21 protein-coding genes and 2 pseudogenes are annotated in these 22,573 nt (G+C 72.4%); 7 read left to right on the top strand and 16 right to left on the bottom strand.

Annotation, left to right across the window (positions count from 1 at the left end):
- Positions 1-49: 49 nt before the first annotated feature.
- Entirely contained in the window at positions 50-1,834 is a 1,785-nt protein-coding gene (locus NOSIN_RS16135) for a glycoside hydrolase family 6 protein (RefSeq protein WP_077691537.1), read from the bottom strand.
- Positions 1,835-2,214: 380 nt separating this feature from the next.
- Positions 2,215-3,456 (bottom strand): MFS transporter, encoded by a 1,242-nt coding sequence (locus NOSIN_RS16130; protein ID WP_170293724.1) that lies wholly within the window; start codon positions 3,454-3,456, stop codon positions 2,215-2,217.
- Positions 3,457-3,840: 384 nt separating this feature from the next.
- Between NOSIN_RS16130 and NOSIN_RS16125 the strand changes: the two genes are divergently transcribed.
- Positions 3,841-4,515, top strand: a complete 675-nt coding sequence (locus NOSIN_RS16125) for a lytic polysaccharide monooxygenase auxiliary activity family 9 protein (RefSeq protein ID WP_077691535.1) — start codon at positions 3,841-3,843, stop codon at positions 4,513-4,515.
- Between the two features lie 263 nt (positions 4,516-4,778).
- Here the strand turns inward: NOSIN_RS16125 and NOSIN_RS16120 are convergent.
- Positions 4,779-5,009: pseudogene (locus NOSIN_RS16120) on the bottom strand (response regulator transcription factor); the annotation flags it as partial.
- The gene (locus NOSIN_RS16115; protein ID WP_227015035.1) at positions 4,970-5,191 is read right to left on the bottom strand and encodes a sensor histidine kinase; all 222 of its coding nucleotides are present in this window, start codon (positions 5,189-5,191) and stop codon (positions 4,970-4,972) included. The pseudogene NOSIN_RS16120 and the gene NOSIN_RS16115, both read right to left, overlap by 40 nt.
- A 60-nt stretch (positions 5,192-5,251) precedes the next feature.
- Here NOSIN_RS16115 and NOSIN_RS16110 point away from each other — a divergent pair, with 60 nt between their 5' ends.
- The gene (locus NOSIN_RS16110; RefSeq protein WP_227015033.1) at positions 5,252-5,602 is read left to right on the top strand and encodes a carbon-nitrogen hydrolase family protein; all 351 of its coding nucleotides are present in this window, start codon (positions 5,252-5,254) and stop codon (positions 5,600-5,602) included.
- A 103-nt stretch (positions 5,603-5,705) separates the two neighbouring features.
- On the opposite strand, the gene NOSIN_RS16105 is transcribed toward NOSIN_RS16110, so the two are convergent.
- The 3 genes from NOSIN_RS16105 to NOSIN_RS16095 all read right to left on the bottom strand — a co-directional run bounded on the left by NOSIN_RS16105 (position 5,706) and on the right by NOSIN_RS16095 (position 7,578).
- Complete coding sequence (locus tag NOSIN_RS16105; protein ID WP_077691534.1) at positions 5,706-6,014, bottom strand: hypothetical protein; 309 nt, start codon at positions 6,012-6,014, stop codon at positions 5,706-5,708.
- Between the two features lie 131 nt (positions 6,015-6,145).
- Complete coding sequence (locus NOSIN_RS16100; protein ID WP_077691533.1) at positions 6,146-6,688, bottom strand: AAA family ATPase; 543 nt, start codon at positions 6,686-6,688, stop codon at positions 6,146-6,148.
- A 41-nt stretch (positions 6,689-6,729) separates the two neighbouring features.
- Positions 6,730-7,578, bottom strand: a complete 849-nt coding sequence (locus NOSIN_RS16095; protein WP_077691532.1) for an SDR family NAD(P)-dependent oxidoreductase — start codon at positions 7,576-7,578, stop codon at positions 6,730-6,732.
- Positions 7,579-7,669: 91 nt separating this feature from the next.
- On the opposite strand from NOSIN_RS16095, the gene NOSIN_RS16090 reads away from it, so the two are divergent.
- Entirely contained in the window at positions 7,670-8,242 is a 573-nt protein-coding gene (locus NOSIN_RS16090) for a TetR/AcrR family transcriptional regulator (RefSeq protein ID WP_077691531.1), read from the top strand.
- Positions 8,243-8,341: 99 nt separating this feature from the next.
- Here NOSIN_RS16090 and NOSIN_RS16085 read toward each other — a convergent pair whose 3' ends face one another.
- Positions 8,342-10,636: an ATP-binding cassette domain-containing protein gene (locus NOSIN_RS16085; RefSeq protein ID WP_077691530.1), complete on the bottom strand. Its 2,295-nt coding sequence runs from the start codon at positions 10,634-10,636 to the stop codon at positions 8,342-8,344.
- A gap of 62 nt (positions 10,637-10,698) precedes the next feature.
- Between NOSIN_RS16085 and NOSIN_RS16080 the strand changes: the two genes are divergently transcribed.
- Positions 10,699-11,670 carry a helix-turn-helix transcriptional regulator gene (locus tag NOSIN_RS16080; RefSeq protein ID WP_077693615.1) on the top strand — a complete coding sequence of 324 codons (972 nt, stop codon included), beginning with the start codon at positions 10,699-10,701 and terminating at the stop codon, positions 11,668-11,670.
- A 446-nt stretch (positions 11,671-12,116) separates the two neighbouring features.
- On the opposite strand, the gene NOSIN_RS16075 is transcribed toward NOSIN_RS16080, so the two are convergent.
- A complete protein-coding gene (locus tag NOSIN_RS16075) occupies positions 12,117-12,911 on the bottom strand; it encodes an SDR family NAD(P)-dependent oxidoreductase (RefSeq protein ID WP_077691529.1) in 795 nt (264 codons plus the stop codon).
- 305 nt (positions 12,912-13,216) lie between these two features.
- Between NOSIN_RS16075 and NOSIN_RS16065 the strand changes: the two genes are divergently transcribed.
- Positions 13,217-13,669, top strand: a complete 453-nt coding sequence (locus NOSIN_RS16065; protein ID WP_077691528.1) for a GNAT family N-acetyltransferase — start codon at positions 13,217-13,219, stop codon at positions 13,667-13,669.
- Between the two features lie 142 nt (positions 13,670-13,811).
- On the opposite strand, the gene NOSIN_RS16060 is transcribed toward NOSIN_RS16065, so the two are convergent.
- Complete coding sequence (locus tag NOSIN_RS16060; RefSeq protein WP_077691527.1) at positions 13,812-15,455, bottom strand: glycoside hydrolase family 10 protein; 1,644 nt, start codon at positions 15,453-15,455, stop codon at positions 13,812-13,814.
- 428 nt (positions 15,456-15,883) lie between these two features.
- Positions 15,884-16,480, bottom strand: coding sequence for a TetR/AcrR family transcriptional regulator (locus tag NOSIN_RS16055; RefSeq protein WP_077691526.1), 597 nt, complete (start codon positions 16,478-16,480; stop codon positions 15,884-15,886).
- Between the two features lie 103 nt (positions 16,481-16,583).
- Here NOSIN_RS16055 and NOSIN_RS16050 point away from each other — a divergent pair, with 103 nt between their 5' ends.
- A complete protein-coding gene (locus tag NOSIN_RS16050; protein WP_077691525.1) occupies positions 16,584-17,753 on the top strand; it encodes a cytochrome P450 in 1,170 nt (389 codons plus the stop codon).
- Between the two features lie 142 nt (positions 17,754-17,895).
- Here the strand turns inward: NOSIN_RS16050 and NOSIN_RS16045 are convergent, their stop codons facing one another.
- The 4 genes from NOSIN_RS16045 to NOSIN_RS16030 all read right to left on the bottom strand — a co-directional run bounded on the left by NOSIN_RS16045 (position 17,896) and on the right by NOSIN_RS16030 (position 20,670).
- Positions 17,896-18,915 carry a YihY/virulence factor BrkB family protein gene (locus NOSIN_RS16045; RefSeq protein ID WP_077691524.1) on the bottom strand — a complete coding sequence of 340 codons (1,020 nt, stop codon included), beginning with the start codon at positions 18,913-18,915 and terminating at the stop codon, positions 17,896-17,898.
- A 134-nt stretch (positions 18,916-19,049) separates the two neighbouring features.
- Positions 19,050-19,625, bottom strand: coding sequence for a DUF3618 domain-containing protein (locus NOSIN_RS16040; protein ID WP_077691523.1), 576 nt, complete (start codon positions 19,623-19,625; stop codon positions 19,050-19,052).
- Positions 19,601-20,053 carry a phage holin family protein gene (locus tag NOSIN_RS16035; RefSeq protein WP_077691522.1) on the bottom strand — a complete coding sequence of 151 codons (453 nt, stop codon included), beginning with the start codon at positions 20,051-20,053 and terminating at the stop codon, positions 19,601-19,603. The genes NOSIN_RS16040 and NOSIN_RS16035 overlap by 25 nt, the downstream gene beginning before the upstream one ends.
- A gap of 11 nt (positions 20,054-20,064) precedes the next feature.
- The gene (locus tag NOSIN_RS16030) at positions 20,065-20,670 is read right to left on the bottom strand and encodes a hypothetical protein (protein WP_227015031.1); all 606 of its coding nucleotides are present in this window, start codon (positions 20,668-20,670) and stop codon (positions 20,065-20,067) included.
- A gap of 301 nt (positions 20,671-20,971) precedes the next feature.
- Between NOSIN_RS16030 and NOSIN_RS16025 the strand changes: the two are divergent.
- A pseudogene (locus NOSIN_RS16025) lies at positions 20,972-21,915 on the top strand (RNA ligase (ATP)).
- 160 nt (positions 21,916-22,075) lie between these two features.
- On the opposite strand, the gene NOSIN_RS16020 reads toward NOSIN_RS16025, so the two are convergent.
- Positions 22,076-22,462, bottom strand: a complete 387-nt coding sequence (locus NOSIN_RS16020) for a DUF1761 domain-containing protein (protein WP_077691520.1) — start codon at positions 22,460-22,462, stop codon at positions 22,076-22,078.
- Between the last annotated feature and the right edge of the window lie 111 nt (positions 22,463-22,573).

The following is a 22,573-nucleotide window of genomic DNA, read 5'->3' as shown; positions in this document are numbered from 1 at the left end:
GTGGACGGGCGCCCTGTCTCGGAAGGAGCCGAGAATGGGGGGTGGGGAATTACTGGATGGGCGGGTGGGCGTTGGCCAAGAGCTCCTGGAACTGCTCGGAGAACCAGTGACCCGACACCGGAGCGTTGGGCAGGGCCCCGCTCAGGTTGTTGCCGTTGCGCGGGTTGCCCTCATAGGTGGGATCGCACATCCGGTCGAAGCCCTTGCCCTCGTCGTTGGGGATCTCCTCACTGGACCCGTCCGACTCACCCGGCGGCTTCATCCACACATAGGCGTCGATGCCCGGCTCGGGCGCGGCCTGGGGACGCTCCCCCAACCCGGCGCCGGCCTGGTTGCACCAGTTGCCCGACTGGATCCGGCGGTCATAGCGGCCCCCGTCCACGTAGGCGTCCACACTCGTGGTCGGCCCCGGCCCGTCCGGGCGGTCCGGCCCGCCCCACCCGTTGCGGGAGGTGTCGATGAGCATGCCCAGCCCGTCCTCGAAACCCAGCCCCACCAGCTCCTCGCGCAGGGCCTGGCTGTAGGACAGCTCGTCGGTGAACTGGTTCCAGTCCACCCACGAGGACTGGCGCACCGGGGTGCCCGCGACGGTCTCCCCGATCGCGAAGTTCTCCTCCACCAGCGCCGAGTAGTTCGCGGTGTTGGCGATGAAGCCGTGCACGTCCTCGGGGGTGGCCCCGGCGGTGTTGGCCGCCTCGTAGAACAGCTCCGCCGAGGCGGTGAAGTTGTCCTGCCAGCCGATCCACCCGTGGTGGCCCGCGTCCACGTAGTTGTACACGTTGGCGACATCGCCCAGGGTGGCCAGGGCGTAGCCCACCCCCTCCACGTAGTTGCCGTTGGCCAGCATCTGGTCGCAGTTGTCGGTGGCGGTCTCGCGCGGGGAGACGTTGGTGACCAGGTTGGGCAGGGAGTCGATCTCCACCGTGGTCACGATCCGCAGCTCGGTGTCCTCGTAGTCGGCGAGGATGTCGGCGATGGGATCGATGTAGTCGTTCTTGTACCGGTCGATCTCCTCCGGTCCCAGCTCACCGTTGGAGGCCAGGGCCGCGCAGTCACGGCCGGGCAGGTTGTAGATCACCACCTGGAAGACCAGCGGCTCGCCGTTGGCCTGTTCCAGGGCCTGGTCCAGGTGGTCGCGCAGCCCCATGCTGCCGGTGGTGGGGCTGTCGTTGCCCTCGATGGCGCTGATGCGGTCCAGCCACACCCCGGTGGGCTCGTCGGCCACCGCGTCCCCGCCCGGCTCGGCCGCGGCGTTGGCCGACCAGATCGGGTTGACGTACACGTCCGCGCCCACGTACGGGTTGTCCACACGCCCGTCCGCACCCGGATCACCAGGGTCGCCCGGATCGCCCGGGTCGCCTGGGTCACCCGGGTCACCCGGATCGCCGGGGTCGTCGATGCCGCCTGTGCAGGTGGTGCCGTTGAGGGTGAACTCCGTGGGAGCGGCGTTGCTGCCCGAGTAGCTGGCCTGGAAGCCGAAGGTGACGCTGGCGTTGGTGGCGATGGCGGCGTTGTGGCCGGCGTCGGTGGCCTCCACGCTCTGCCCGGACTGGGAGACCGTGCCGTTCCAGGCGTTGGTGACCTGCTGGTTACCGGCGAAGTCCCATCCCAGGGTCCAGCCGTCGACCGCGTCGCCGAGATTGGTGATACTCACCGACGCGGTGAAGCCCGAGCCCCAGTCACTGACCTGGTAGTCGACCTCGCAGCCGGCGGCGGCACTGACGGGTGAGGAGCTGATGGCCGCGAGACCGGTGCCGAGCACCAGAGCGGATGTCACGGCGAGGCCGCGTCGTGTCCACGAACGTAGGTTCGCGCCACGGGGGGGTGTGCGCATCTGTTCTTTCCTTGTGGAAGCGGGGGTGACGGAAGGAGCGTTCGGAGGGTGCCGGAGTCGTGAACCCGACAGGTGGGCGGACGGAAACTCCGCGTTTATGGAGGTGAACGGGGCATTCACGTGCCTTAGATCCGGGATAAAGCTGATCTGAAAAGGGACTGGAAGGAGTGGGAGCGCTCCCAGTCGAAGGTGAGCGGGATGTAGGAGACAGATTTGGACAAGGTGTGTGCGAGGCGTTTCCGGATCCCGTGACTCCGGGTTACGGGACCGAAACGCTTTCCTGAACGGTAGCCCGACAATGGTGATATGTAAACACCATAGAACTTGAGTATTTCTGGTACACCGTTCCCTTCGAATGAATTCGCAGGTGGTGACCTGCTTCACAACCGTTCAGTAGTGACGAGTGGTCGCCAGGCGACCACGGCGAGCAGACCCACCGAGGCGGCCGCGACCCAGAACGGGGCCAGCAGGGCCACGTGCTCGGCCACGAGCCCTCCCACCACCGCGCCCAGGGCGGCCCCGCCCAGGTCGGCCAGCCGGTACACGCCTCCCACCCGGCCCAACAGGCGGTCGGGGGTGAGCCGCTGGCGCACGGTCGTGGCCGCCGTCCCCCACACCACGGTGTGCGCACCGAACAGCACCATGACCAGACCCGCCGCCAGGCCGTTCGTGGTCAGTGCCAGGGCCAGGTAGGTCGCGGCCTCCACCACGAGACCCCAGCGCAGCAGGAGGGCCCGTCCCAGACGTGCCTCCAGCCACCCGTACAGCTGCGAACCGAGGACGCCGCCCACCGCGCCCGCGGCGACGAACAGGCCGAACCCGGTGTCGGACAGCCCCAGGTGCTCGCGGGCGTAGAGCACCCAGATCGCGAACGCGCCCACCCCGGCCAGGTTCATCACGAGGATGCAGCCGCACAGCGTGCGCAGGCCCGGCACGCCCCGCACGAAGGACAGTCCCCGGGCGATCTCGGCGCGCAGCGTCGTCCCCGCCTCGGGCCCGTCCTCCGCCCCGGAGTCCGCGGAACGGACGGAGCGGCCGGACCTGATCCGCAGCACGACCAGTACCGACACCAGGTGGACGAGCGCGTCGAACCCGAACGGCAGCGCCCACAGCGCCGCGAACATCAGCGCGCCCAGGGGCGGGCCGAGCAGCTGGTTGCTGAGTGAGAACGTCAGCGCCAGCCGGGCGTTGGCCCGGCCCAGCGCGTCACGGTGGACCACCGACGGCAGCAGCGAACCGTACGCGGTGTCGGCCAGGGTCTCCCCGACGCCCAGCACGAACACCGCCGAGTAGACCGGCCACAGGCTGGTGCGGTCGGACAGGACCACGGCCGCGAGGAGTGCGAGGACCGCGCCGCGGGCCAGGTTGGCGGCGGCGAGCACACCGCGGCGCGGCAGGCGGTCGACCAGGGCGCCCGAGGTCAGGGAGAACAGCAGGTGGGGCAGCGTCTGGACCGCCGCCGCGGCGGAGACCGCCACGGGGGAGGGCGAGAGGGAGGCGACGAGCAGCGGCCCCGCCGCGACCAGGGCTCCGTCACCGAGGTTGGTCAGGGCCGAGGCACACCACAGGCGGGTGAAGCCGGGGCCGAGGGGGCGGGGGGGAGGGGCGCGCGTCACGGGCACGGCGGAACAGGGACACGGTGGAACTCCCGAAGGCATGGCGAAGGCGCCGGCGGGCGCGTGGACGGGACGGCGGAGCCGTCCGTCCGCCTCGGCGGGAGTACCGGGGGAGTGCGGGACCTGTGGCCGGTGCGGCCCTTCGCCGCGCTACCCGTGTCGCGGCTCCCCCGCCGGGGCGGAGAGGGTGGTCGGGAGCGCGGAGACGGTGTTCATCGGTGTCCTTCCTGGTGGCGCGGCCGGGTGGGTGCCGGCACGGTAGCGGTGCGCACCGGGCCGGCGCCACGGATTTTCCAGCGCTCTGTTTCGACCCGGTTTCGTTGGGTAACATCCGGCGTGGGAGCGCTCCCCGTCGGTCGGCTGACCAAGCCGAGAAAGACGGAGATCGCAATGGAAAACAAGACCAGTCAGTCCACCCGGAACCGCGGCTGGCTCGCCCGCGCGTTCGTCCTGGCCGCCGTGCCCCTGCTGGGCCTGACCACGATGGCCGCCCCCGCCTCCGCCCACGGATCGATCGTCGACCCCGCCAGCCGCAACTACGGCTGCTGGGAGCGTTGGGGCGACGACCACCTGAACCCGGACATGGAGCAGGAAGACCCCATGTGCTGGCAGGCGTGGCAGGACAACCCCAACGCCATGTGGAACTGGAACGGCCTGTACCGCAACAACGTGGGCGGTGACCACCAGGGCCAGATCCCCAACGGCACCCTGTGCAGCGGCGGCAACACCGAGGGCGGCCGCTACGACTCGATGGACGCGGTCGGTCCGTGGAAGACCACCGACGTCGGCGACGACTTCACCCTCCACCTCTACGACGGCGCCCAGCACGGTGCGGACTACTTCCAGGTCTACGTCACCGAGCAGGGCTTCGACCCGACCACCCAGGCACTGGGCTGGGACGACCTCGAACTGGTCGAGCGGACCGGGTCCTACCCGCCCGCGGCGGACAGCTACATCCCCGTCAGCACCTCGGGCCGCTCCGGTCACCACATCGTGTTCACCATCTGGCAGGCGTCCCACATGGACCAGGTCTACTACCTGTGCAGTGACGTGAACTTCACCTGATCCGTCCGACCACCCCTACCGGCTGTCCGGAATCCTCCGCCGGACCGGGTCCGCCGGGAACCCACTCCCGGCGGACCCCAGCCGCGGCCGCGCGGCGGGGACCGCTCCCCGCCGCGCGGCCTTCCGCCGTCCCCGACCGGCCGCCGGAGCCGCCGGCCGCCGGAGCCGCCGGCCGGCAGGACCGCCGGCCGCACCCCGTGTGCCCGCCCCGGCCCGGAGCCCGCCGGATTCGGGAGGGGCACACGGATCCGCGTCCGGCCGCCTCAGGTGCCCATGTAGCGCAGCACCGCCAGGACGCGGCGGCCGTATCCCGCCGTGTCGCCCGGGTCGAGCTTGTCGAAGATCGCGTTGGCGTGCTTCTCCACGGCACTCTGCGAGACGAACAGCCTCGCCGCGATCGCCGGATCGGTGTGTCCCTGGGCCATGAGCGCCATGACGTCGCGCTCGCGCTCGGTCAGGCGCCCCAGCGGGTCCGTGCGGCTGCTGCCCGCGAGCCGATCCGCTCGGCCCCCGAGTGCTTGACCGCGTTGGTCACCGCCTCGGCGACCACGAAGTAGGCCGCCGTCTCCACGGTCGGGGAGAGTGTCCGGGACAGGTCGTACCCCAGGTCGATCGGCAGGTCCGACCGCCCGACCAGCCCGTGCAGGGCGGCCCGCAGCCCCTCCTCGGCCAGCACCGCCGGATAGACCCGCCAGGCGACCTCCCTCAGGTCGCGCAGGGCGGGGCGGGACTCCTCGTGCGCCGGGCCGGGGCGGCCGACGCGGGCATCCTGCTCGTCGGCGCCAACACCTGGGAGGGCATCAAGGAGACGCACGCCCGCAACGCGGTGTTCGGGGCGGTGGAGAACGGTTCGGCCCTGTTCCGGCAGGCGAGCCGGGGGCGGGCCAACGCCGTCGACCACCAGGGGCGGGTCCTGGCGACCACCGACTACTTCACGTCGGAGCAGCAGGCCATGGTCGCGTACGTGCCGCGGGAGGGCGTGGCCACGGTCTACTCACGGATCGGCGACACCTTCGCCTGGCTGTGCGCGGCGGGTCTGGCGGGACTGGCGGCGCTGGCGCTCCGGCGCCGGATCGGCGTGTGCTGATCCGCGCGCGCCGGCGGCGCCGCGGTCCTCACGGCCGGGGCGCCGCACCGGGTGGAGGCGGCGGAGCCCTCCCGCCGGGGAAGGCCGGGAGGGCGCGGCCCCGTCAGGTGTTGTTGCCGAAGAGGCGGTCCTGCGCCGCGTCGGTGGCGGCGCCGCCCGGGTCCTCCACGACACCGCTCACGGTGTCGGCCTGCTCCTGGAAGCCCTCCACGCTCTCGGTGACCCCGCCGGCGGCCTCCTCGCCGTAGGCCTGGGCGCTCTCGGTGGCGCCCGCCGCACCCTCGCCGAAGGTCTGCGTCGCCTCCTGCGCGGTGCCCATCCCCGCGCCCAGGGTGTCGGACATCCCCTGGGTCGCGTCCTCGGCGGCTCCGCCGAAGAGGCCCTTGAACCAGTCGATCACGTCGTCGAACATCGCTCACTCAATCCATAGGTTGCTTCATGTCTACCCTCTTCGCATAAACCCTCCGTAAGGTACGGGTGCGCAGCGTGATCAGACTGGGACGGAACGGACCTCCCGTGCCGACCTCGCGGGAGAACCGCTGGTCAGCGGGCGAGGTATGCGGCGACCTCCGCGGCCACCCCGGCCGGGGGAGTGTCCGTGGTGTCCACGGTCACATCGGCGGTGTCACCGAGCCAGCCGCCGGCGGCGGTGAAGAAGGCCTCCGCCCTGGACCGGCGATACGCCGCGGCGTCCGCACTGCGCTCCCGGTCCCCGGGGAAGAGCTCGTGCCCGGCGATACGCGACTCCAGCGTCGCCCGGTCGGTGCGCAGCAGCACGTGGCACACCTTCAGCCCTCGGTCCCGGAGCCCGCCCGTGACCTCCTCGGCGTAGTCCTCGTCCAGGATGCTCATCGGTGCGACCAGGACCTGTCCGGTGAAGGCCGCCACCTCGGCGGCGGTGGCCGCGAACAGGGTCCGCCAGGGAGGAAGGTCCTGGAAGTCGCCCGGATGGTCGGGCAGCAGTTCGCGGAGCATGAACCCGACCGTCTCGGGATCGAAGAGGCGGCTGCCGGGAACCAGGCCGACGAGCTCCTCGGCGGTACTGGTCTTGCCGCCGCCGAAGGGGCCGTTGAGCAGGACGATCACGGTGGCTCCGTTGCGTGTCGGCGGGGTCGTTCCCCGGCCCGTCAGGAGGCGCGCCGCGAGGGGGTTCGCGACAGCAGGCCGACAGTGTACGAGTACAGGCGGTCGGCCGCCTCCGGATCGAAGTCCGCGCCGGTCGGTTCCAGCCGTGTGCCGCGACGGAACGCGGTGACCGCGGCCCCGGGCGGCTCGTCCAGGAACCGGGCGATCGGCACGGCGGCCTTCGCCGCCGGGGTCGCGAACACCCGCGCCAGCGCCCGCGTCAGGAGACGCTGGGGCAGCGGCAGGGGATCGGCCATGCCGGTGCGCACGAAACCGGGGTTGTACAGGACGTACCGGGTGCGCGCTTCGGGATGGCGGACCGGGAAGTCCACGCCGAGCAGGTCGTTGCAGCGCGAGGACTGCGTGGCGGCGCGCATGCCCGTGTAGTCCCCGGTCAGCTGGACGTCCTCCCAGCGGATCCGGCCGGGGATGCCTCCGGGGCCGGCGATGTTCACGATGGCGGGGGACTCCCCGCGCTCCAGCAGGCCGGCCAGTCCGTGCCCGAGCACGAAGCGGCTCAGGTAGGAAAGGGCGAAGGTGGACTCCAGCCCGTCCGCGGTCTCCTCCCGCCCGGGGCGGAAGCGCTGGGCTCCGAGGACCAGGCCGTCCAGCCCCTGCGTTCGGGCCCGGACCTCCCCGACCACCCGGTCCATGCCGGAGACGGTGCTCAGGTCGGCGCGCAGGAACTCCGCGCGCTCCCCGGCCCCGGCCGCCCCCGCCTCGGCCAGGAAGTCCTCCCCCTTGGCGCGTCCGCTGGCCACGGCGAGGACCCGGTCGCCGCGCCGCAGCAGGAGCAGCCCCAGTGCCCGGCCCATGCCGTCCGTACCGCCGGTGATCACGTAGGTGCGCATGTGTCCGCCCGTCCAGTCAGGTCATCAGGTGATGACAAAGGCTAGGCGCGACCGTTCGCTAAGTCAACATCCGATGACTTATGCTGACCTCATGACTCCGACCAGACGCCGCGACAAGGCGGCGACCCGCGCCGCACTGCTCGACGCCGCACGACTGCGCTTCGCCCGACACGGCTACGACGGCACGGGGGTGAGGGAGATCGCCGCCGACGCCGGAGTGGACCCCGCCCTCGTCTTCCGCTACTTCGGCTCCAAGAAGGAGCTGTACGCCCAGGCGGTGCGACCGGAGATCCCCGAGGGGCTGGCCGACGGCACCGACCGGTCCGCCGCCGTGCTGGCCGACACCCTGCTCCACGAGGTCGTCCTCGCCGACTGGGACGAGTACGGCGGTGAGCACCCGCTCCTGGTCATGCTGCGCTCCTCCGGGCGCGCCGAGGTGCGCGAACAACTGCGGGCCCAGCTGTGCGACGGCTACCTGCGCCAGTTCGCCGAGCGCCTTCCCGGCACCTCCCCCGAACTGCGGGCCGAGATGCTCGGCGCGCTCCTGCTCGGCCTGGGTGTCATGCGCTCCGTCGTGGGCTCTCCCGCCCTGAACGCGGCCTCCCCCGAGCGGACGCGCGCACTGTTCGCCCGCGTGGTCGCCCCGCTGGTCGAGGAGGAGTGAACGCCGTGGGCGCGCCGGCCCGGGCGGCCCCGTCGCCGATCCGCGCGTTCGGGCCTTGGTACGCGGCCCGTGGGCGCGGGCCGCGCACCCGCCGTCCCGCTACACCTCCTCCAGGTACCGCCGCAGCGCCTCGGCGGTCGCACCGGTCCCCGAACGGGCCATCCGGGCCGGGGCGCCCTCGAAGACCACCCGGCCCCCGTGCGTCCCGGCGCCCGGACCCAGGTCGATGACGTGGTCCGCGTACGCGACCACGTCCAGGTGGTGCTCCACGACGACCAGGCTCGTTCCCGCGTCCACCATGTGGTCGAACAGGGCGAGCAGCCGGTCCACGTCGCCGCCGTGCAGCCCGGCCGTGGGCTCGTCGAGCACGTACACCGACGCCGGGGCGGCCAGTTCCCGGGCCAGCTTGAGCCGCTGGCGCTCACCGCCCGACAGCGTGTCCAGCGACTGGCCGAGTGCGAGGTAGGGCAGTCCCACCCGGACCAGGCGGCCGAGCGCGTCCTCGACCCCCGGCTCCCCGAGGAACCCGGCCGCCTCCACGGCGGTCATCCCCAGCACCTCGGCGATCGTCCGGTCCCCCAGGGTGTACGACAGCGCCCGGTCGTTGAACCGCGTGCCCCGGCAGTCCTCGCAGACGGTCTCCACGTCGTCCAGGAAGGCCAGGTCGGTGATGATCACCCCGCGTCCACGGCACGTGGGACAGGCACCCCTGGAGTTCGCGCTGAACCACGACGCCGCCACCCCGTTGCGCCGGGCGAACAGCCCCCGCACCGTGTCCAGCACGCCCAGGAACGTCGCCGGAGTGGACCGGCTCCCGCCTCCGACCGCGCCCTGGGTGACGGCGACCGCGTCCGGCCGCACCCGGAGCAGCTCCCCGCCCACCAGCGAGCTCTTGCCCGATCCGGCCACCCCCGTGACCACGGTCAGCACCCCCGTCGGTACCGACACGTCCACACCCCTGAGGTTGTGCAGGCGCGCGCCGCGGATCCCGATGCTTCCCCGAGGGGCCCGGACCCGCCCGCGCACGGCGCGCGGCCCGCGCAGGTACCGGCCGGTCGGGGTGTCCGCGTGCAGCAGCCCCCTGACGGAACCCTCGTAGACCACCCGGCCGCCGTCTCGGCCCGCCCCGGGGCCCATGTCGACCACGTGGTCGGCGAGCGCGATGACGTCGGGGTCGTGCTCCACCACCAGCACCGTGTTGCCCTTGTCGCGCAGCCGCCGCATCAGGTCCGTCAGCCGGTGTACGTCGGCCGGGTGCAGCCCGGTGCTGGGTTCGTCGAACACGTAGGTCAGCCCGGTCAGCGACCCGCCCATGTGCCGGACCATCCGCACCCGCTGCGCCTCACCGCCCGAGAGCGTGCCCGAGGCCCGGTCGAGGCTGAGGTAGCCCAGGCCCACCCGGTCCAGGTACCCGAGCCGCTCGACCAGGGCCTCGGCCAGCGGCCGGACCCGCTCCGCGTCGGTTCCGCCCACGACCCCGGCCAGTTCGACGGCGGGCATCGCACACCACTCGGCGATGTTGTGCGGGCCGATCCGGCAGTCCAGGACGGTCCGGTTCAGCCGCGCGCCCCCGCACTCGGGGCAGGGCCCGGAGCTGACCACCCGGTCGAGCGCGGCGCGGTCCCGCGCGGACGGTCCGGGGGACTCGGAGGTGAGGTAGCTGCGGGTGAGCCGGGGCACCACCCCCTCGAAGGTCCCCGTTCTCGGGAACTCCGGGTCGGGGTCGGGCGGTCGCACCCCCTCGGCGTACAGCAGCAGGTCCCGCTCGGCGGACGTGTACTCGCGCACGGGTTTGGCGCGGTCGAACAGGCCGGAGTGCACGTAGCGCTTCCACCGCCACGTGCCGGGCGCGAAGGTCGGGAACCGGATCGCGCCCTCGTCCAGGGACAGGTCCGGGTCGATCAGCGCCGCCGCGTCCACCCGGTCCACGGTTCCCAGCCCCTGGCACTCCGGGCACATGCCGCGCGGGTCGTTGAACGAGAACACGTGGGAGAGTCCGGCGGAGGGCTCACCGATCCGGGAGAACAGGAGCCGTACCAGCGGTGCGATGTCCGTGGCCGTGCCGACCGTCGAGCGGGCGTTGCCCGACAGGCGCCGCTGGTCCAGGACCACCGCGACCGACAGGTTGTCGATCCGGTCGGCGTCGGGCCTGCCGGGACGGCCCAGCCGGTTGCGGACGAAGCTGTCGTAGGTGTCGTTGAGCTGGCGCCGCGACTCGGCCGCGACGGTGTCGAACACCAGTGAGGACTTGCCCGATCCGGAGACCCCGGTGAACACCGTGATCCGGTTCCTGGGGATCCTGACGTCGATCCCGCGCAGGTTGTGCGTCCTGGCCCCCTCGACGACGATCTCGTCCGTCGCGGCGGGTCGTGGCCGTGCCGTGTCGATGCTCATGGCGCCACGCTAGGAACACTTGTGGCCGGAATCCGGCCACAACAGGAGGCAGAATCGTGGGCATGGCCGACACGAGTGCGCGGATGCTGCGCCTGCTGTCCCTGCTCCAGAGCGGCAGGGCCTGGCCCGGCGCCGACCTGGCCACCGCCCTGGACACCAGCCCGCGGTCGCTGCGCCGCGACATCGACCGGCTGCGCGAGCTGGGCTACGCCGTGGAGAGCCTCCGGGGCCCCGGAGGCCACTACCGGCTGGTCGCGGGCCGCGCGGTGCCGCCCCTGCTGTTCGAGGACGACGAGGTCGTCGCCGCGACGCTGGGCCTGCGGATCGTCGCCGCCGGGCTCGGCGGGGTGGAGGGGGTGGAGGAGAGCGCGGAGCGCGCCCTGGCGAAGCTCGGCCAGGTGCTCCCCGCCCGCCTGGCCCGACGGGCGGCCGCCCTGACCGAGGCGGTCGAACCGGAGCAGCGGGTGTGGCCGGGGGTGCGGCCGGAGGTCCTCACCGGCCTGGGCGAGGCCGTCGCGGACGGGCACTGGGTCCGGATGGTCCACCGGGACAGGGACGGACGCGAGCTCCGGCGGAAGGTGGATCCGTACCGGCTGGTCCTGTCCGGACGGCGCTGGTACCTGTTCGCCTGGGACCGCGAGCGCGACGACTGGCGGACCTTCCGCCTGGACCGGATCACCACCGTCACCCCGACCCGGGCGCCCTTCTCCCGCAGGGAGCCGCCCGAGGAGCACCTCGCCGAGCACCTGGAGCGGGGCTTTCGCGGTACGGAGGCCCGGCACACGGTGTCGGTCCTGTTCGCCGCGTCGGCCGAGGAGGTGGCGGCGCGGATCGCGCGGATCGACGGCGGCCTCGAAGCGGTCGGACCCGGCCGGGCGCGCTACACCGCCCGGGTGGACTCCCACGCGTGGCTCGCCGTCGTCCTCGCGCTCACCGGCCTGCCCTTCACGGTCGAGGGACCGGAGGAGTTCGCGCACAGTACCGCCGAGCTCGCCGACCGGCTCCACCGCTCCGTGGACGGGTCCGGGCACTGACACGAGCCGCGAGGCCTACGTCGCCCTCACCATGGGCGGGGGCGGCAACAGGGCGAACACGCTCCTGCGCGTGGTCGTGGGCACGGGGATGGCCGGCGCCCTCCTCGACCTCCCCACCGACTCGGCCGACCCCGCCGCGGGCGTGGACCTGATGGCGGTCGTCCTGGTGCTCATCCAGAGCGAGAGCGCCAAGGAGCGGTTCCGGGTGACCGACCCCGCTCACGCCCGGGTCCGGGCCGGGTATCCGGGTCGCCCCGGCGGTCACCCCGGCGGTCCCGGCGGGTACCCCGGTCATTCCGGCGGCTGTCCGGGCGACCCCGGCCAGGGCGGTCACCGGACCCCGCCCCCGCGGGGCCCCTGGTCCGGGACGGGGCGGCGACCTGTACGGACGTGCCACGAGGCCGGCCGGCGGCCGCATCGGCCCGGCGCTCCCTCCTCGACCGCGGTCAGGGGAGGATGGAGTCGACGTAGCCCCCGTCCACGCGTACGGCGGCCCCCGTGGTCGCCGAGGCCAGGGGAGAGCTCAGGTAGGCGACCATGTTCGCGATCTCCTCGGGCTCGATCAGCCGCTGGAGGAGCGACTGCGGCCGGTGCAGGCGCATGAACTCGCGCTGGGCCTCCTCCCAGGGCAGGTCCCGGTCGACGAGCTGGTAGACGAAGTCCTCCACGCCGCCGGTGTGGGTGGGACCGGCGATCACCGAGTTGACGGTCACCCCCGTGCCCGCGGCCTCCTTGGCGAACCCGCGCGAGACCGCGAGCAGCGCCGTCTTGGACACGCCGTAGTGGATCATCTCGGCGGGGATCACCACGGCCGAGTCGCTGGCGATGTTGAGCACGCGGCCCCACCGCCGGTCCTTCATCCCGGGCAGGAACCCCCTGGTCAGCCGCACGGCGGAGAGCACGTTGACCTCGAAGTAGCGGCGCCACTCGTCGTCGGTGATGGCCAGCGCCTCCTCGGCGCCGAAGATCCCGAGGTTGTTGACGAGCACGTCGAGGTCGGGCAGCAGCTCCCGGATCCGTCCGGCACCCTCCTCCGTGGTCACGTCGGCGGCCGCGGGCACCAGTTCGGCCCCCGGCACGTCGGCGGAGACCGCCTCCACCGCGCGGGCGACCTTCTCCTCGGTGCGCCCGTTGACCGCCACCACGGCGCCGGCACGCGCCAGCGTCGTCGCGATCGCCAGGCCGATCCCCTGGGTCGAACCGGTCACCAGGGCCGTGCGCGTACGCAGATCGATGTCCATGCGGCCACGTTACGTGTCCTTCGCGCCCGGAGCCCGTCCCGACATCGGGAGGGGACCCGGGAGCCTGGTCCGGGGGCGGGCACGACCAGACCGACGGGCCCTTCACCGAGGTCAGGGAGGTCGTCGGCGGTTACGCGACCCTCCGGGCCGAGGACAGGGCCGAGGCCCCGGAGGGGACCGGCCGGTCCCCGTGGGCCCGTCCGGAGCGCTGGACCGCCGTCGCCGAGCCACACGAGATCACCGAGGGCTGGAACGGGCCGGGAGGAATCCCGCTTCGACGGAGCCTCCCGCGTTACCGTGCTCTCATGCCTGTCCGTCCCGCCGTCGCCGAGGACGCTCCCGCGATCGTGTCGCTCATCAGGCGCGCCGCCCCGCACCTCGACACGAAGGCCTACGCGAACGGTCACCTGCCCGACGGGGTCGTGGCCCTGTCCGCCGAGCTCCACGGGCGCCTCGTGGGCTGGCTGGAGGGGGTGGTGGACGCCGAGTACACCGGCCCCGGAGCCCCGGTCCCGCCCCCGCACGGGTACGTGCTCGCGGTCGTCGTCGACCCGGACACACGCAGGCAGGGGGTCGGGAGAGGCCTCATGGAGGCGTTCGCGCGCGTGGCGAGGGAGGCCGGAGTCCGCTGGGTGTTCCTGTACCCCGAGGAGGGGGCGGGCGCGGGGGAGCGGGTGGAGTTCTTCGGGGCGTGCGGGTTCGAGGCCGTGGACGACCCCGGCGGGGAGCACCCGGTGATGGGGGCCCGGGTCGACTGAGCCGGGGGCGCACGCCGCTCCCTCGTGCGTGGACACCCCGAGCCCCGTGTACCCGCGAAGGCCCCGGCACGGCGACGGCCGTGGGGCCCGGCGACCGCCGGGCCCCACGGCCGCTCGTCGGACGCGTGCCCGCGTCAGGGCGTCAGGGCACGTACCTCGGATTGCTCGGCGGGCTCTCGTGGTGCAGCCGGTCCAGGGCGGTCACGTAGTAGGTGCGCCCACCGTCCCCGCCGGGTGCGGTGAAGACCGTCTCGCCTCCCTCGGCGGCGCGCACGGTTCCGACCATCGCGCGCGGGTCCTCGATCCCGCACGGGGCGTCGCCCCGGCTCGGTGTGCCGTCGAAGGCGTAGACCGCGTAGTAGGCGGGCTCCCGCCCCCGCCCGGGACGGATGGTCAGCCGGACGCCGTCGCCGCGCTCGGCGCCGCCGACCCTGGGCGGCTCCGGAGCCGTGCCCCCGAGGTCCTCCTTGACCGGGACCAGGGCGGGCTGGGCGTAGTGCCGCTCGACCACGACGTCCATGGCGGACCGGGCGTTGGTGCGCAGCGACTCGGCGCTGAAGTAGACGTCTCCGTCCACGCCGGGGTGGGAGCGGTTGAACTCCAGGTGCCGGGCGAGTTCCCGGGGGTCGGACCAGGCACCCTCGTTGCCCGCCTTGTAGGCGGCCTGGCCGATGTAGAGGTGCACCCCGGTGCCCTCGGTGACCCGCTCCCACCACGGGACCAGCACCGCGTAGTCGGCCACGGGCAGGCCGATCTCCCAGTAGACCTGCGGGTTGATGTAGTCGACCCATCCCCGCCGCACCCACGTGCGGCTGTCGGCGTAGATGCCGCTGTAGGACTCGAAGCCGTTGGTGTCGGAGCCCGCCGGGTCGCTGGAGTCGTTGCGCCAGATGCCGAACGGGCTGATACCGAACTTCACGTGCGGCTTGGCCGCGTGCACCGCCTCATCCATCTCCGCCACCAGGAGGTTGACGTTGTCGCGCCGCCAGTCCTCGATGTCGGTGAACCCCCGGCCGTGCTCGGCGAAGGTGTCCCGGTCCGGGACCGCCTCACCGGACACCGGATAGGGGTAGAAGTAGTCGTCGAAGTGCACCCCGTCCAGGTCGTAGTTCTCGACCGCGTGCATCATCGCCCTGATCACGAACTCGCGGACCTCGGGGATTCCCGGGTCGTAGTAGAGCTTGCCCCCGTAGGGGAAGACCCAGTCCGGGTTCAGCCTGGCGGGGTGGTCCTCGACCAGCCGTCCCGGGTCCTCGTGCATGGCCACCCGGTAGGGGTTGAACCACCCGTGGAACTCCAGGTTGCGGGCGTGGGCCTCCTCGACGGCGAACTCCAGGGGGTCGTATCCGGGGTCCACGCCCTGCTCCCCGGTGATCCACTCCGACCAGGGCTCGTACGGGGACGGCCAGAACGCGTCTGCGGTCGGCCTGATCTGCACGAACACGGCGTTGAGGCCGTCGGCCTCGGCCTGGTCGTAGAGTCCGACGAGCTCGGCCCGCTGCTCCTCGGGCGTCAGGCCCTGCTCGCTGGGCCAGTCGATGTTGACGACCGAGGCGATCCACTCGGCGCGCATCTGTCTCTTGGGCGGGGCCTGGGCATCGGTCTGGCACGGTTCGGAGCCGCCGTCGGCGCTCTCTGCGGCCATCACGGCCACCGGGGCCGGCGCGTGGAGCAGGGCCGCGGTGAGCACCGCGGCGAAGGCGCCGCACAGGGCACCGGTGCGGGAGATCGAGGCCCCGGACCCGGCGGTTCGGGACGCGGGGCGGCTCCGGTTCGGGTACGCCAACGTGGTTCCTTCCGGCTTCTGTCGCGCTGACAGGGGCGTCGAGCCGAACGGGGGCGCGCCGGTGCGGTCACCGCACCCGCACCCGGCTCGGCCTCAGAAGAAAACCTTCACGATATGGCGGGAATATGCAAGGCTCCTACGCCAGGTTGGTGAGGAAGTGTCGTGTGGGAATCCAAGCCATGGTGTTTCCTCGCAGGGAAGCGGTCAGGGGTGCTTCCGGTGAGCCGGGAACGGGGTAGGGGAATGCCGGGCCGTGCTCGACCCCTCCGGGTCTCGGCCCCCGGGTCCTCGACGACGTAGGGAGCACCAGACACCATGTTCGTCTTCTTCAGCAGTCGGCTCGGCTGTTTCCTGTCCCTGGTGGTCTCGGCCGCCCTGACGATCCTGCTCCTGCTGGTCCTCAACGCGTTCGGCTGACCCGCGAGGGGTCAGGCGGATCCGCGGGCCGCGCTGATCACACCGTGCACGGCCGCGCTGACGCGTTCGGCCGCGCTGTCGGGATCGGGCCGACCGGCGTCCAGCCACGCCGCAGCGCCCTCGACGGCGACCGTGAACACCAGGTGAGCGGCCCAGCGCGCCCACGCCGGGTCGGGGACGACCTCGGCCAGCTGGCGCAGCGCCAACTCGGTGGAGGCCGCGGTGAGTCCGTCGGTGAGGTCGCGAAACTCCGGTTCCCGAGCGGCGTGGTGGAACACCAGCCGGAACCCGTCGGGGTCCTCGGCGGCCGCCGACAGGAACGCCGGGATGCTCGCGTCGGTGAACTCGCCCTCGCCCACCCGTGCCACCAGGCGTTCGAGCGCGCGGTCCAGGACCGCGCGGTACATCCCGCCCTTGGACTCGAAGTGCCGGTAGAGGATGACCCGGCTGACGCCGGCCTCGGCGGCCACGTCGTCCAGGGACGTGTCGGTGAACCCGGTCCGGGCGAAGGCCCGTTTCGCCGCGTCCAGGATCTGCTCCCGGCGCTCGGCCCTGCGCAGCCTTCGAACGGGGGCGGCCTCCCCACGTGCCGCTGACTCCTCGGCCATCCTCACACTCCCTCTTGTTAACAGCCGAGTCTACAAGTACATTTGTTTAACAGGGAGTATACAAAGCTGGTTCAACAAAGCAGAGTAAACAAGCGAGGCCGTCATGCTGCCCCAACTGCCCTTCGAACAGCCCGACCCGCTGGCGTTCCCGCCGCGGTTGCGCCGTCTGGCCCTGGAGGGTCCCGTGCACAGGGTCCGCACCCGTGTCGGGGACGGGGCCTGGCTCGTCACCGGCTACGACGAGGTGCGCGCCCTGCTCGCCGACGACCGCCTGGGCCGCTCCCACCCCGAGCCCGCCCGCGCCGCGCGTGCGGGGGAGTCCGTCCTGTTCGGAGGCCCCCAGGGCGACCACGACACCGAGGAGGCCGACCACAACCGGATGCGCTCGCTCATGCGGCCCCACTTCACACCGCGCCGCATGCGCGCCCTCGCCCCGCGTGTGGACGAGTTGACCACCACCCTGCTGGAGGACCTGGAACGGCGGCCGCGGCCGGCCGACCTCAACGCCGCGCTCGCCGTCCCCCTGCCGATCCTGGTCATCTGCGAGCTGCTCGGCGTTCCCTACGCCGACCGCGACCGCTTCCGCGCCTGGACGCTCGACGCCGCGGACGCCACCGACCGCTCCCGCTCCGAACGGGGGATGGCCGCGCTGTTCTCCTACGGTCTGGAACTGGTGGCCCGCAAGCGCCGGCGGCCGGGCGAGGACGTCCTCTCGCGGCTGGTGGAGACTCCGGACGTGGGTGACGAGGAAGCCGCCATGATCGCGATGGCCCTGCTCTTCGCCGGGCACGAGACCACCGTCGTACGGATCGGCCTGGGGGTGCTGTGCCTGCTCGCCGAACCCGACCGCTACCAGGCCCTGGTGCGCGATCCGGGCCGGGTGCCCGCCGCGGTCGAGGAGATCCTGCGCCTACCGGGCGGCGGGAGCGGCGGGATCCCCCGCTACGCCCGCACCGACATCGAGATCGCCGGTGTCACCATCCGGGCCGGGGACCTGGTCATGTGCGACACCGGAGCCGCCAACCACGACCCCGGGGCCTTCGCCGAACCCGACCGCTTCGATCCCGGCCGCACCGGCCCCTCCCACCTCGGCTTCGGGCACGGAGCGCGCTACTGCGTCGGCGCGCCCCTCGCCCGGATCGAACTGGGCGCCGTCCTGTCCCAGCTCACGTCGCGCCTTCCGACCCTGCGGCTCGCCGCCGGGATGGACGGGTTGCGGGTACGGGAGCAGGTGATCACGGGAGGCCTGCGCGACCTGCCGGTGGAGTGGTAGCCCGGGCGCGGCGCCGGGGTACGCGACGGCCCGGGTGCTCGGCGCCCGGTCCGGCGGAAGCACGCGGACGGGCCGGGCCGCTCCCGGAGAGCGGACCGGCCCGGTGGCACGTGTGGGGCGGACCCCGCCCGGCCGGGAGCCGTCACTCCCGCTGCTGCCCGCCGTGCCCCGCCTCGGACCGCCCGTGCTTCTCCTTGGGCTGGTCGCGCAGCTCCACGTAGGGCTCCTCGTCCTCGGGCTGTCCCGCGGAGATGGCGCGCCCGCGTTCGATCTCGGAGTTGAACTCCTCACCGAGCAGGATCGCGATATTGCTGATCCACAGCCACACGAGGAAGATGACCACCGTCGCCATGCTGCCGTAGGTCTTGCTGTAGGAGGCGAAGTTGGCGACGTAGACGGCGAAGGCGGCCGAGGCGAGCAGCCAGAGCAGGACCGCCAGCACACTGCCCGGGCTGATCCAGCGGAACCCGCGCTTGGCGTTGGGCGAGGCCCAGTACAGGAGCGCGATCATGAACACCACGATGAGCAGCACCACCGGCCACTTCGCGATGCTCCACACCGTCACCACGGTCGATCCGAGGCCCAGTATGTTGCCGACCCACTCCGCGACGCCGCCCGTGACGGCGACGGCGATCACCGTCACGGTCAGCAGGACGACCATCAGCAGGGTGACGCCGACCCTGATCGGCAGCGTCTTCCAGATCGGCCGCCCCTCGGGAACGTCGTAGACGACGTTGGAGGCGCGCATGAAGGCCGCGATGTAGCCGGAGGCCGACCACAGCGCGACGACGAGGCTGATCAGGCCGAACACTCCGGCCGCGGCCCGGTTGCCCTGCAGGGTCCCGATGGCCGTCGTCACGATCTCGCTCACCTGGGCGGGCATGGCCCCGGAGATGTTCTGGGTCAGGGTCTGCGTCGCCGCGGGCCCGGCCAGGCCTAGCAGGGACACCAGGACCAGGATCGCGGGAAAGAGGGACAGGATCGCGTAGTAGGTGAGGCCGGCGGCGAGGTCGCTCAGGCCGTCGTCGCTGAACTCCTTGAAGGTCCGGCGCAGTGAGGCCCACCACGAGGACCCCGACATGCCGGTCGGTTTGCTCGGCGCCCGGGCCTCCTCCCGGGAGGAGGGGTCCTCGCCCGAATCCGGAGAGTGACGTTCGACCATCGACTGCTCCTTCTCTCACTTGTCCCCGTGGGCCCCGTCACCGCGCCGGGCGCGGTCCACCCCGCCCGTGTGCCGGCACCGCCGCCGGTGTCGCGGCGGTGCCGGCCGGACACGGACCCCGCACTCCGGGAACGCTAGGAACGGCGCATCTCCTCCGTCGCGGCCTTCGTCTCGTGCTGGGCGTGCTCGCCGGTCTTGTGCGCGGCCTCCGAGGCACTGCCCTTCAGGTGCTCCCCGGCGGACCGCGCGGACTCGGTCGCCTGCTCCTTCACGTGCTCGGCGGACTCCGTCACCGCCTGCTTGGCCGGCTCGATCACCGGGCCGGCGCGCTCGCTCACGCGCTGCGCCGCGCGCTGCTCCGCACGGCTCTCGGAGATGACCGAGGCGGCCAGGAGCCCGGCGCCGAAGGCGATCAGCCCGGCGGCGATGGGGTTGCCCTGGGCCTGGTGCGCGGCCTGCTGGGGCACGGACCTCGCCATCTCGGTGGCCTGGTGGGCGGTCTGTCGCATCTCCCCGGACACCTCCTTGGACGACGGCGTCGAGCCCATGACCCGGTTCCTCAGGTGCTGGGCCCTGTCCCGGACCCGCCGGGTGCGCCGCTCCACGATGTTGCGCGGGTCGGCCCTGTTGGCCAGGCGATCGGTGTCGTGGGTCAGCTCAGAGCGGGTCCGCTCGATGTCATGCCTTATCTGGTCGGGTGTTTCGCCCATTGCGCGTCCTCCCTGAGGGTCTCGATGGTGCGTTCCGGCTTGGGCGAGACCTGGCGCATCTGCTTGCGGCCCATGGTGAACAGGACCGCGCCGGCGATCGCCCACAGCACCGCGACGACCAGTGCGGCCCAGCCCAGGCCGATGAGTTCGGCCAGGCCGAACATGAGCGCGAGGCTGGCCAGCAGCACCGCCAGGTAGGCGGCCACCGCGGCTCCGCCGAGCAGGCCCGAGGCCTTGCCCGCCTTCTTCGCCTCCTCGCGGGCCTCTGCCTTGGCCAGCGCGATCTCCTGCCGGAACAGCGTCTGCAGATCGCCGGTCACCTCACCGAGGAGTTCGGAGAGCGACCGCTCCTCTACTGCCTCGTCCCTCTTCGGGGACGGGCCTGCCTCACCCCTGTTGCTCGGGGACGGGCCGGGAATCGTTGCCATGTCAGCTCCCTTCAGAGGGTGCGTCCCTGCGGCCCCGGGTCCTCGTGCGGATATCCGGGGTTCTCCCGGGACGCGGCGGACTGCTGGAGCGGCGTAACCGGTCCGCCGGGTCCGGCCTCGCTCTGTCGCGGCATCGGCGGCCCCGTCCGTTCACCGGAGGAGATCGCCTCGGGCTGTCCGCCCTGGTGCGACTGGCCGCCGGCGGAGGAGGACGCCTTGACGGCGCGTCCGACCACGAACCCGGCCAGCGCGGCGCCGGCGAGGAAGGCCATCGGTTTGCGCTGCGCGAAGTTCTTGGTCTCCTCCAACAGGCCGTCCACGCCCCGCTCCTCCAGGAAGTCGGCGGCCCCGCGGCCGCCCTGCGCGACCTGGTGTACGACGCTGCTCACCGGGGACTGCGGGTTTCCGTGGTCCGCCATGGACGACAGCTCCTCGGACCACTGGCGCAGGTTCTGCGAGGTCCGCTGGGTCTGCGACCGGGCCTCCTCGCGGAGCCGGTTCTGGACGTCGCCCGTGACGTGTTTGGCTTCCGACCGGGCTTCGTCGGTGAGGGACCGCGCCTGTTCCCTGGCCGTGGACGCGACCTCGCCGGCCGTGCCGCGGGCGGTCTCGGCCATGCGGTCACCCTTGCTTCCGGTCCCGCCTGTTCCCTCTTGCGAGTGCATCACCAAGCCTCCTTGGAGTCAGGCCGTTACTCGGTTGTGATCGCGACTACCCCAGGTCCGCACGCCCATGCATGGGAAATCCGGATGCCGTGAGAGCCCGCCGCTCCCGTGGAACGCGGTGGAGGCGTGCGCCGACGATCCCGTGGCGGGGCCGGCATCCCGAAAACGTGTTGTCGACCGGCGGGGGCCCGGCCATAGTGAGCCGGTCCACGCAACGCCGTCCGTGCACACTCTCCACAGTGGAGGAGTCCCCATGTTCACCCTCCGGGTCACCGCCGAACGGCTCACGACCACCCGCATCCCAACGCCGACGCGTTGGAACTGGCGCAGGTGGGACTGCTTCGCGCGGTCGTGGCCAAGGGAGCCTTCCGCACCGGTGACTGGGCCGTCTACGTTCCCGAGAACGCGCTGCTGCCCGACGACCTCGTCGACGAACTCGGGCTGACGGGCAGGCTCGCGGGCTCACGGCGCAACCGGGTGAAGGCCGTCCGGCTGCGCGGGGAGCTGTCGCAGGGCATCGTCTGCGTGTCCGGGCGGGTGGCCGACCGCGATCTGGCGGCGGCGCACGACGCCGGTACCGACTTCTCGGGGGAGCTCGGTATCACCAAGTGGGTGCCGAAGGCTCCGCTGCACATGAGCGGCGAACTCGTCGAGGCGCCGGACCTGCTGCGGTGGGTCGAGGTGGAGAACGCCAAGCGTCACCCCGACGTCTTCGAGCAGGGTGAGCCGGTCGTGGCGACGGAGAAGATCCACGGCACGGCGTGCCTGTTCACCCTGCTCACCGGGACGGGCGAGGAGTTCGTCTCGTCCAAGAACCACGGGGCGCGGCGCCAGGGACTGGCGTTCGCTGAGGACAACCTGTACTGGCGGTCGGTGGTCGCCCACGGGGTCCCGGAGGCCGCGCGCAAGGTGGCGGAGCGGGTCGGCGCGGCCCGGGTCGGCGTGTTCGGCTCGGGCGTCCAGGACCTGGGGTACGGCGAGACCGGCCGCAGCGACCATCCCGGTTACGCGGTGTTCGACATCTCCCTGGACGTCGACGGCACCGTCACCTGGAGCGGGGGCGCCCTGCACATGCGGGAGGGCCTCGTGGTCCGGCCCGCGCACGAGAGGTACTCCGCGGTCCTGCGCGGTCGCGCGATCGCGCAGTTCGTGTCCGATGACTACCTCACGCGTCAGGGCGGCACGGAGTACGAGTAAGCCGGTCGGCCGCCGACCGGTCGTCACTCCCACGGGTGGTCCCCCGGGCTGGTGCGCTGGGGGCCTTCCTCCGCCGGCCGGTCGTCAGGGTCGGCGGACCCGCCCGCGCCGGGTCGCACGAGGAGGCCGATCGGAGCCGTCCGCGCCATGGCCGGCCTCCTCACCGCCAGAAGCCGATGACGGCGGAGACGACCGTCAGCTTCACGAGCCAGTCGCCGGCGTGCAGGGCGGCGAGCCGCCACGGGACGTTCTCGTGGAAGACCGATCCGGCCAGCAGCACGACGGGGAAGCCGAACCACAGAGCCAGTCCCAGCACCAGCGCGCCCGGCACACCGGCGATTCCCGACACCGACGCGAGCCCGGCCAGCACCGTCGCCATGACCAGGCTCCGAGCCAGTTCCACGGGCAGCAGCAGCGCCGTCGGTCTCGACTCGGTCGAGGCGCCCAGGTCCTTGAGCCGGCTCCCGAAGACGCCGTACCACACACCGCTGGCGACGAAGGCGGCCACGGCGGCCGCGCCGACGGCCGGGAAGTTCACCTCGGGCATCGTGTTTCTCCTGTCAGGGGGTTCGTCCGCCGCCCGGCTCGGAAGTGCACCGGTTCCGCGGAGGTCCGACACCGCGTTCGGTCCCACTGGTACGGACTCCGGTGCGCGCCC

Origin of the sequence: Nocardiopsis sinuspersici, assembly GCF_001998325.1 — a bacterium.
GTDB classification, from domain to species: domain Bacteria; phylum Actinomycetota; class Actinomycetes; order Streptosporangiales; family Streptosporangiaceae; genus Nocardiopsis; species Nocardiopsis sinuspersici.
The sequence above is the reverse complement of the archived record's forward strand: the minus strand, read 5'-3'. Positions and strand labels throughout refer to the sequence as shown.

Excerpts from the sequence above, each read along its gene's own strand:
- NOSIN_RS16135 (WP_077691537.1), bottom strand. The coding sequence starts at position 1,834 with ATGCGCACACCCCCCCGTGGCGCGAACCTACGTTCGTGGACACGACGC.
- NOSIN_RS16125 (WP_077691535.1), top strand. The coding sequence starts at position 3,841 with ATGGAAAACAAGACCAGTCAGTCCACCCGGAACCGCGGCTGGCTCGCC.
- NOSIN_RS16105 (WP_077691534.1), bottom strand. The coding sequence starts at position 6,014 with ATGTTCGACGACGTGATCGACTGGTTCAAGGGCCTCTTCGGCGGAGCC.
- NOSIN_RS16095 (WP_077691532.1), bottom strand. The coding sequence starts at position 7,578 with ATGCGCACCTACGTGATCACCGGCGGTACGGACGGCATGGGCCGGGCA.
- NOSIN_RS16090 (WP_077691531.1), top strand. The coding sequence starts at position 7,670 with ATGACTCCGACCAGACGCCGCGACAAGGCGGCGACCCGCGCCGCACTG.
- NOSIN_RS16085 (WP_077691530.1), bottom strand. The coding sequence starts at position 10,636 with ATGAGCATCGACACGGCACGGCCACGACCCGCCGCGACGGACGAGATC.
- NOSIN_RS16080 (WP_077693615.1), top strand. The coding sequence starts at position 10,699 with ATGGCCGACACGAGTGCGCGGATGCTGCGCCTGCTGTCCCTGCTCCAG.
- NOSIN_RS16075 (WP_077691529.1), bottom strand. The coding sequence starts at position 12,911 with ATGGACATCGATCTGCGTACGCGCACGGCCCTGGTGACCGGTTCGACC.
- NOSIN_RS16065 (WP_077691528.1), top strand. The coding sequence starts at position 13,217 with ATGCCTGTCCGTCCCGCCGTCGCCGAGGACGCTCCCGCGATCGTGTCG.
- NOSIN_RS16055 (WP_077691526.1), bottom strand. The coding sequence starts at position 16,480 with ATGGCCGAGGAGTCAGCGGCACGTGGGGAGGCCGCCCCCGTTCGAAGG.
- NOSIN_RS16050 (WP_077691525.1), top strand. The coding sequence starts at position 16,584 with ATGCTGCCCCAACTGCCCTTCGAACAGCCCGACCCGCTGGCGTTCCCG.
- NOSIN_RS16045 (WP_077691524.1), bottom strand. The coding sequence starts at position 18,915 with ATGGTCGAACGTCACTCTCCGGATTCGGGCGAGGACCCCTCCTCCCGG.
- NOSIN_RS16040 (WP_077691523.1), bottom strand. The coding sequence starts at position 19,625 with ATGGGCGAAACACCCGACCAGATAAGGCATGACATCGAGCGGACCCGC.
- NOSIN_RS16035 (WP_077691522.1), bottom strand. The coding sequence starts at position 20,053 with ATGGCAACGATTCCCGGCCCGTCCCCGAGCAACAGGGGTGAGGCAGGC.
- NOSIN_RS16030 (WP_227015031.1), bottom strand. The coding sequence starts at position 20,670 with ATGGCCGAGACCGCCCGCGGCACGGCCGGCGAGGTCGCGTCCACGGCC.
- NOSIN_RS16020 (WP_077691520.1), bottom strand. The coding sequence starts at position 22,462 with ATGCCCGAGGTGAACTTCCCGGCCGTCGGCGCGGCCGCCGTGGCCGCC.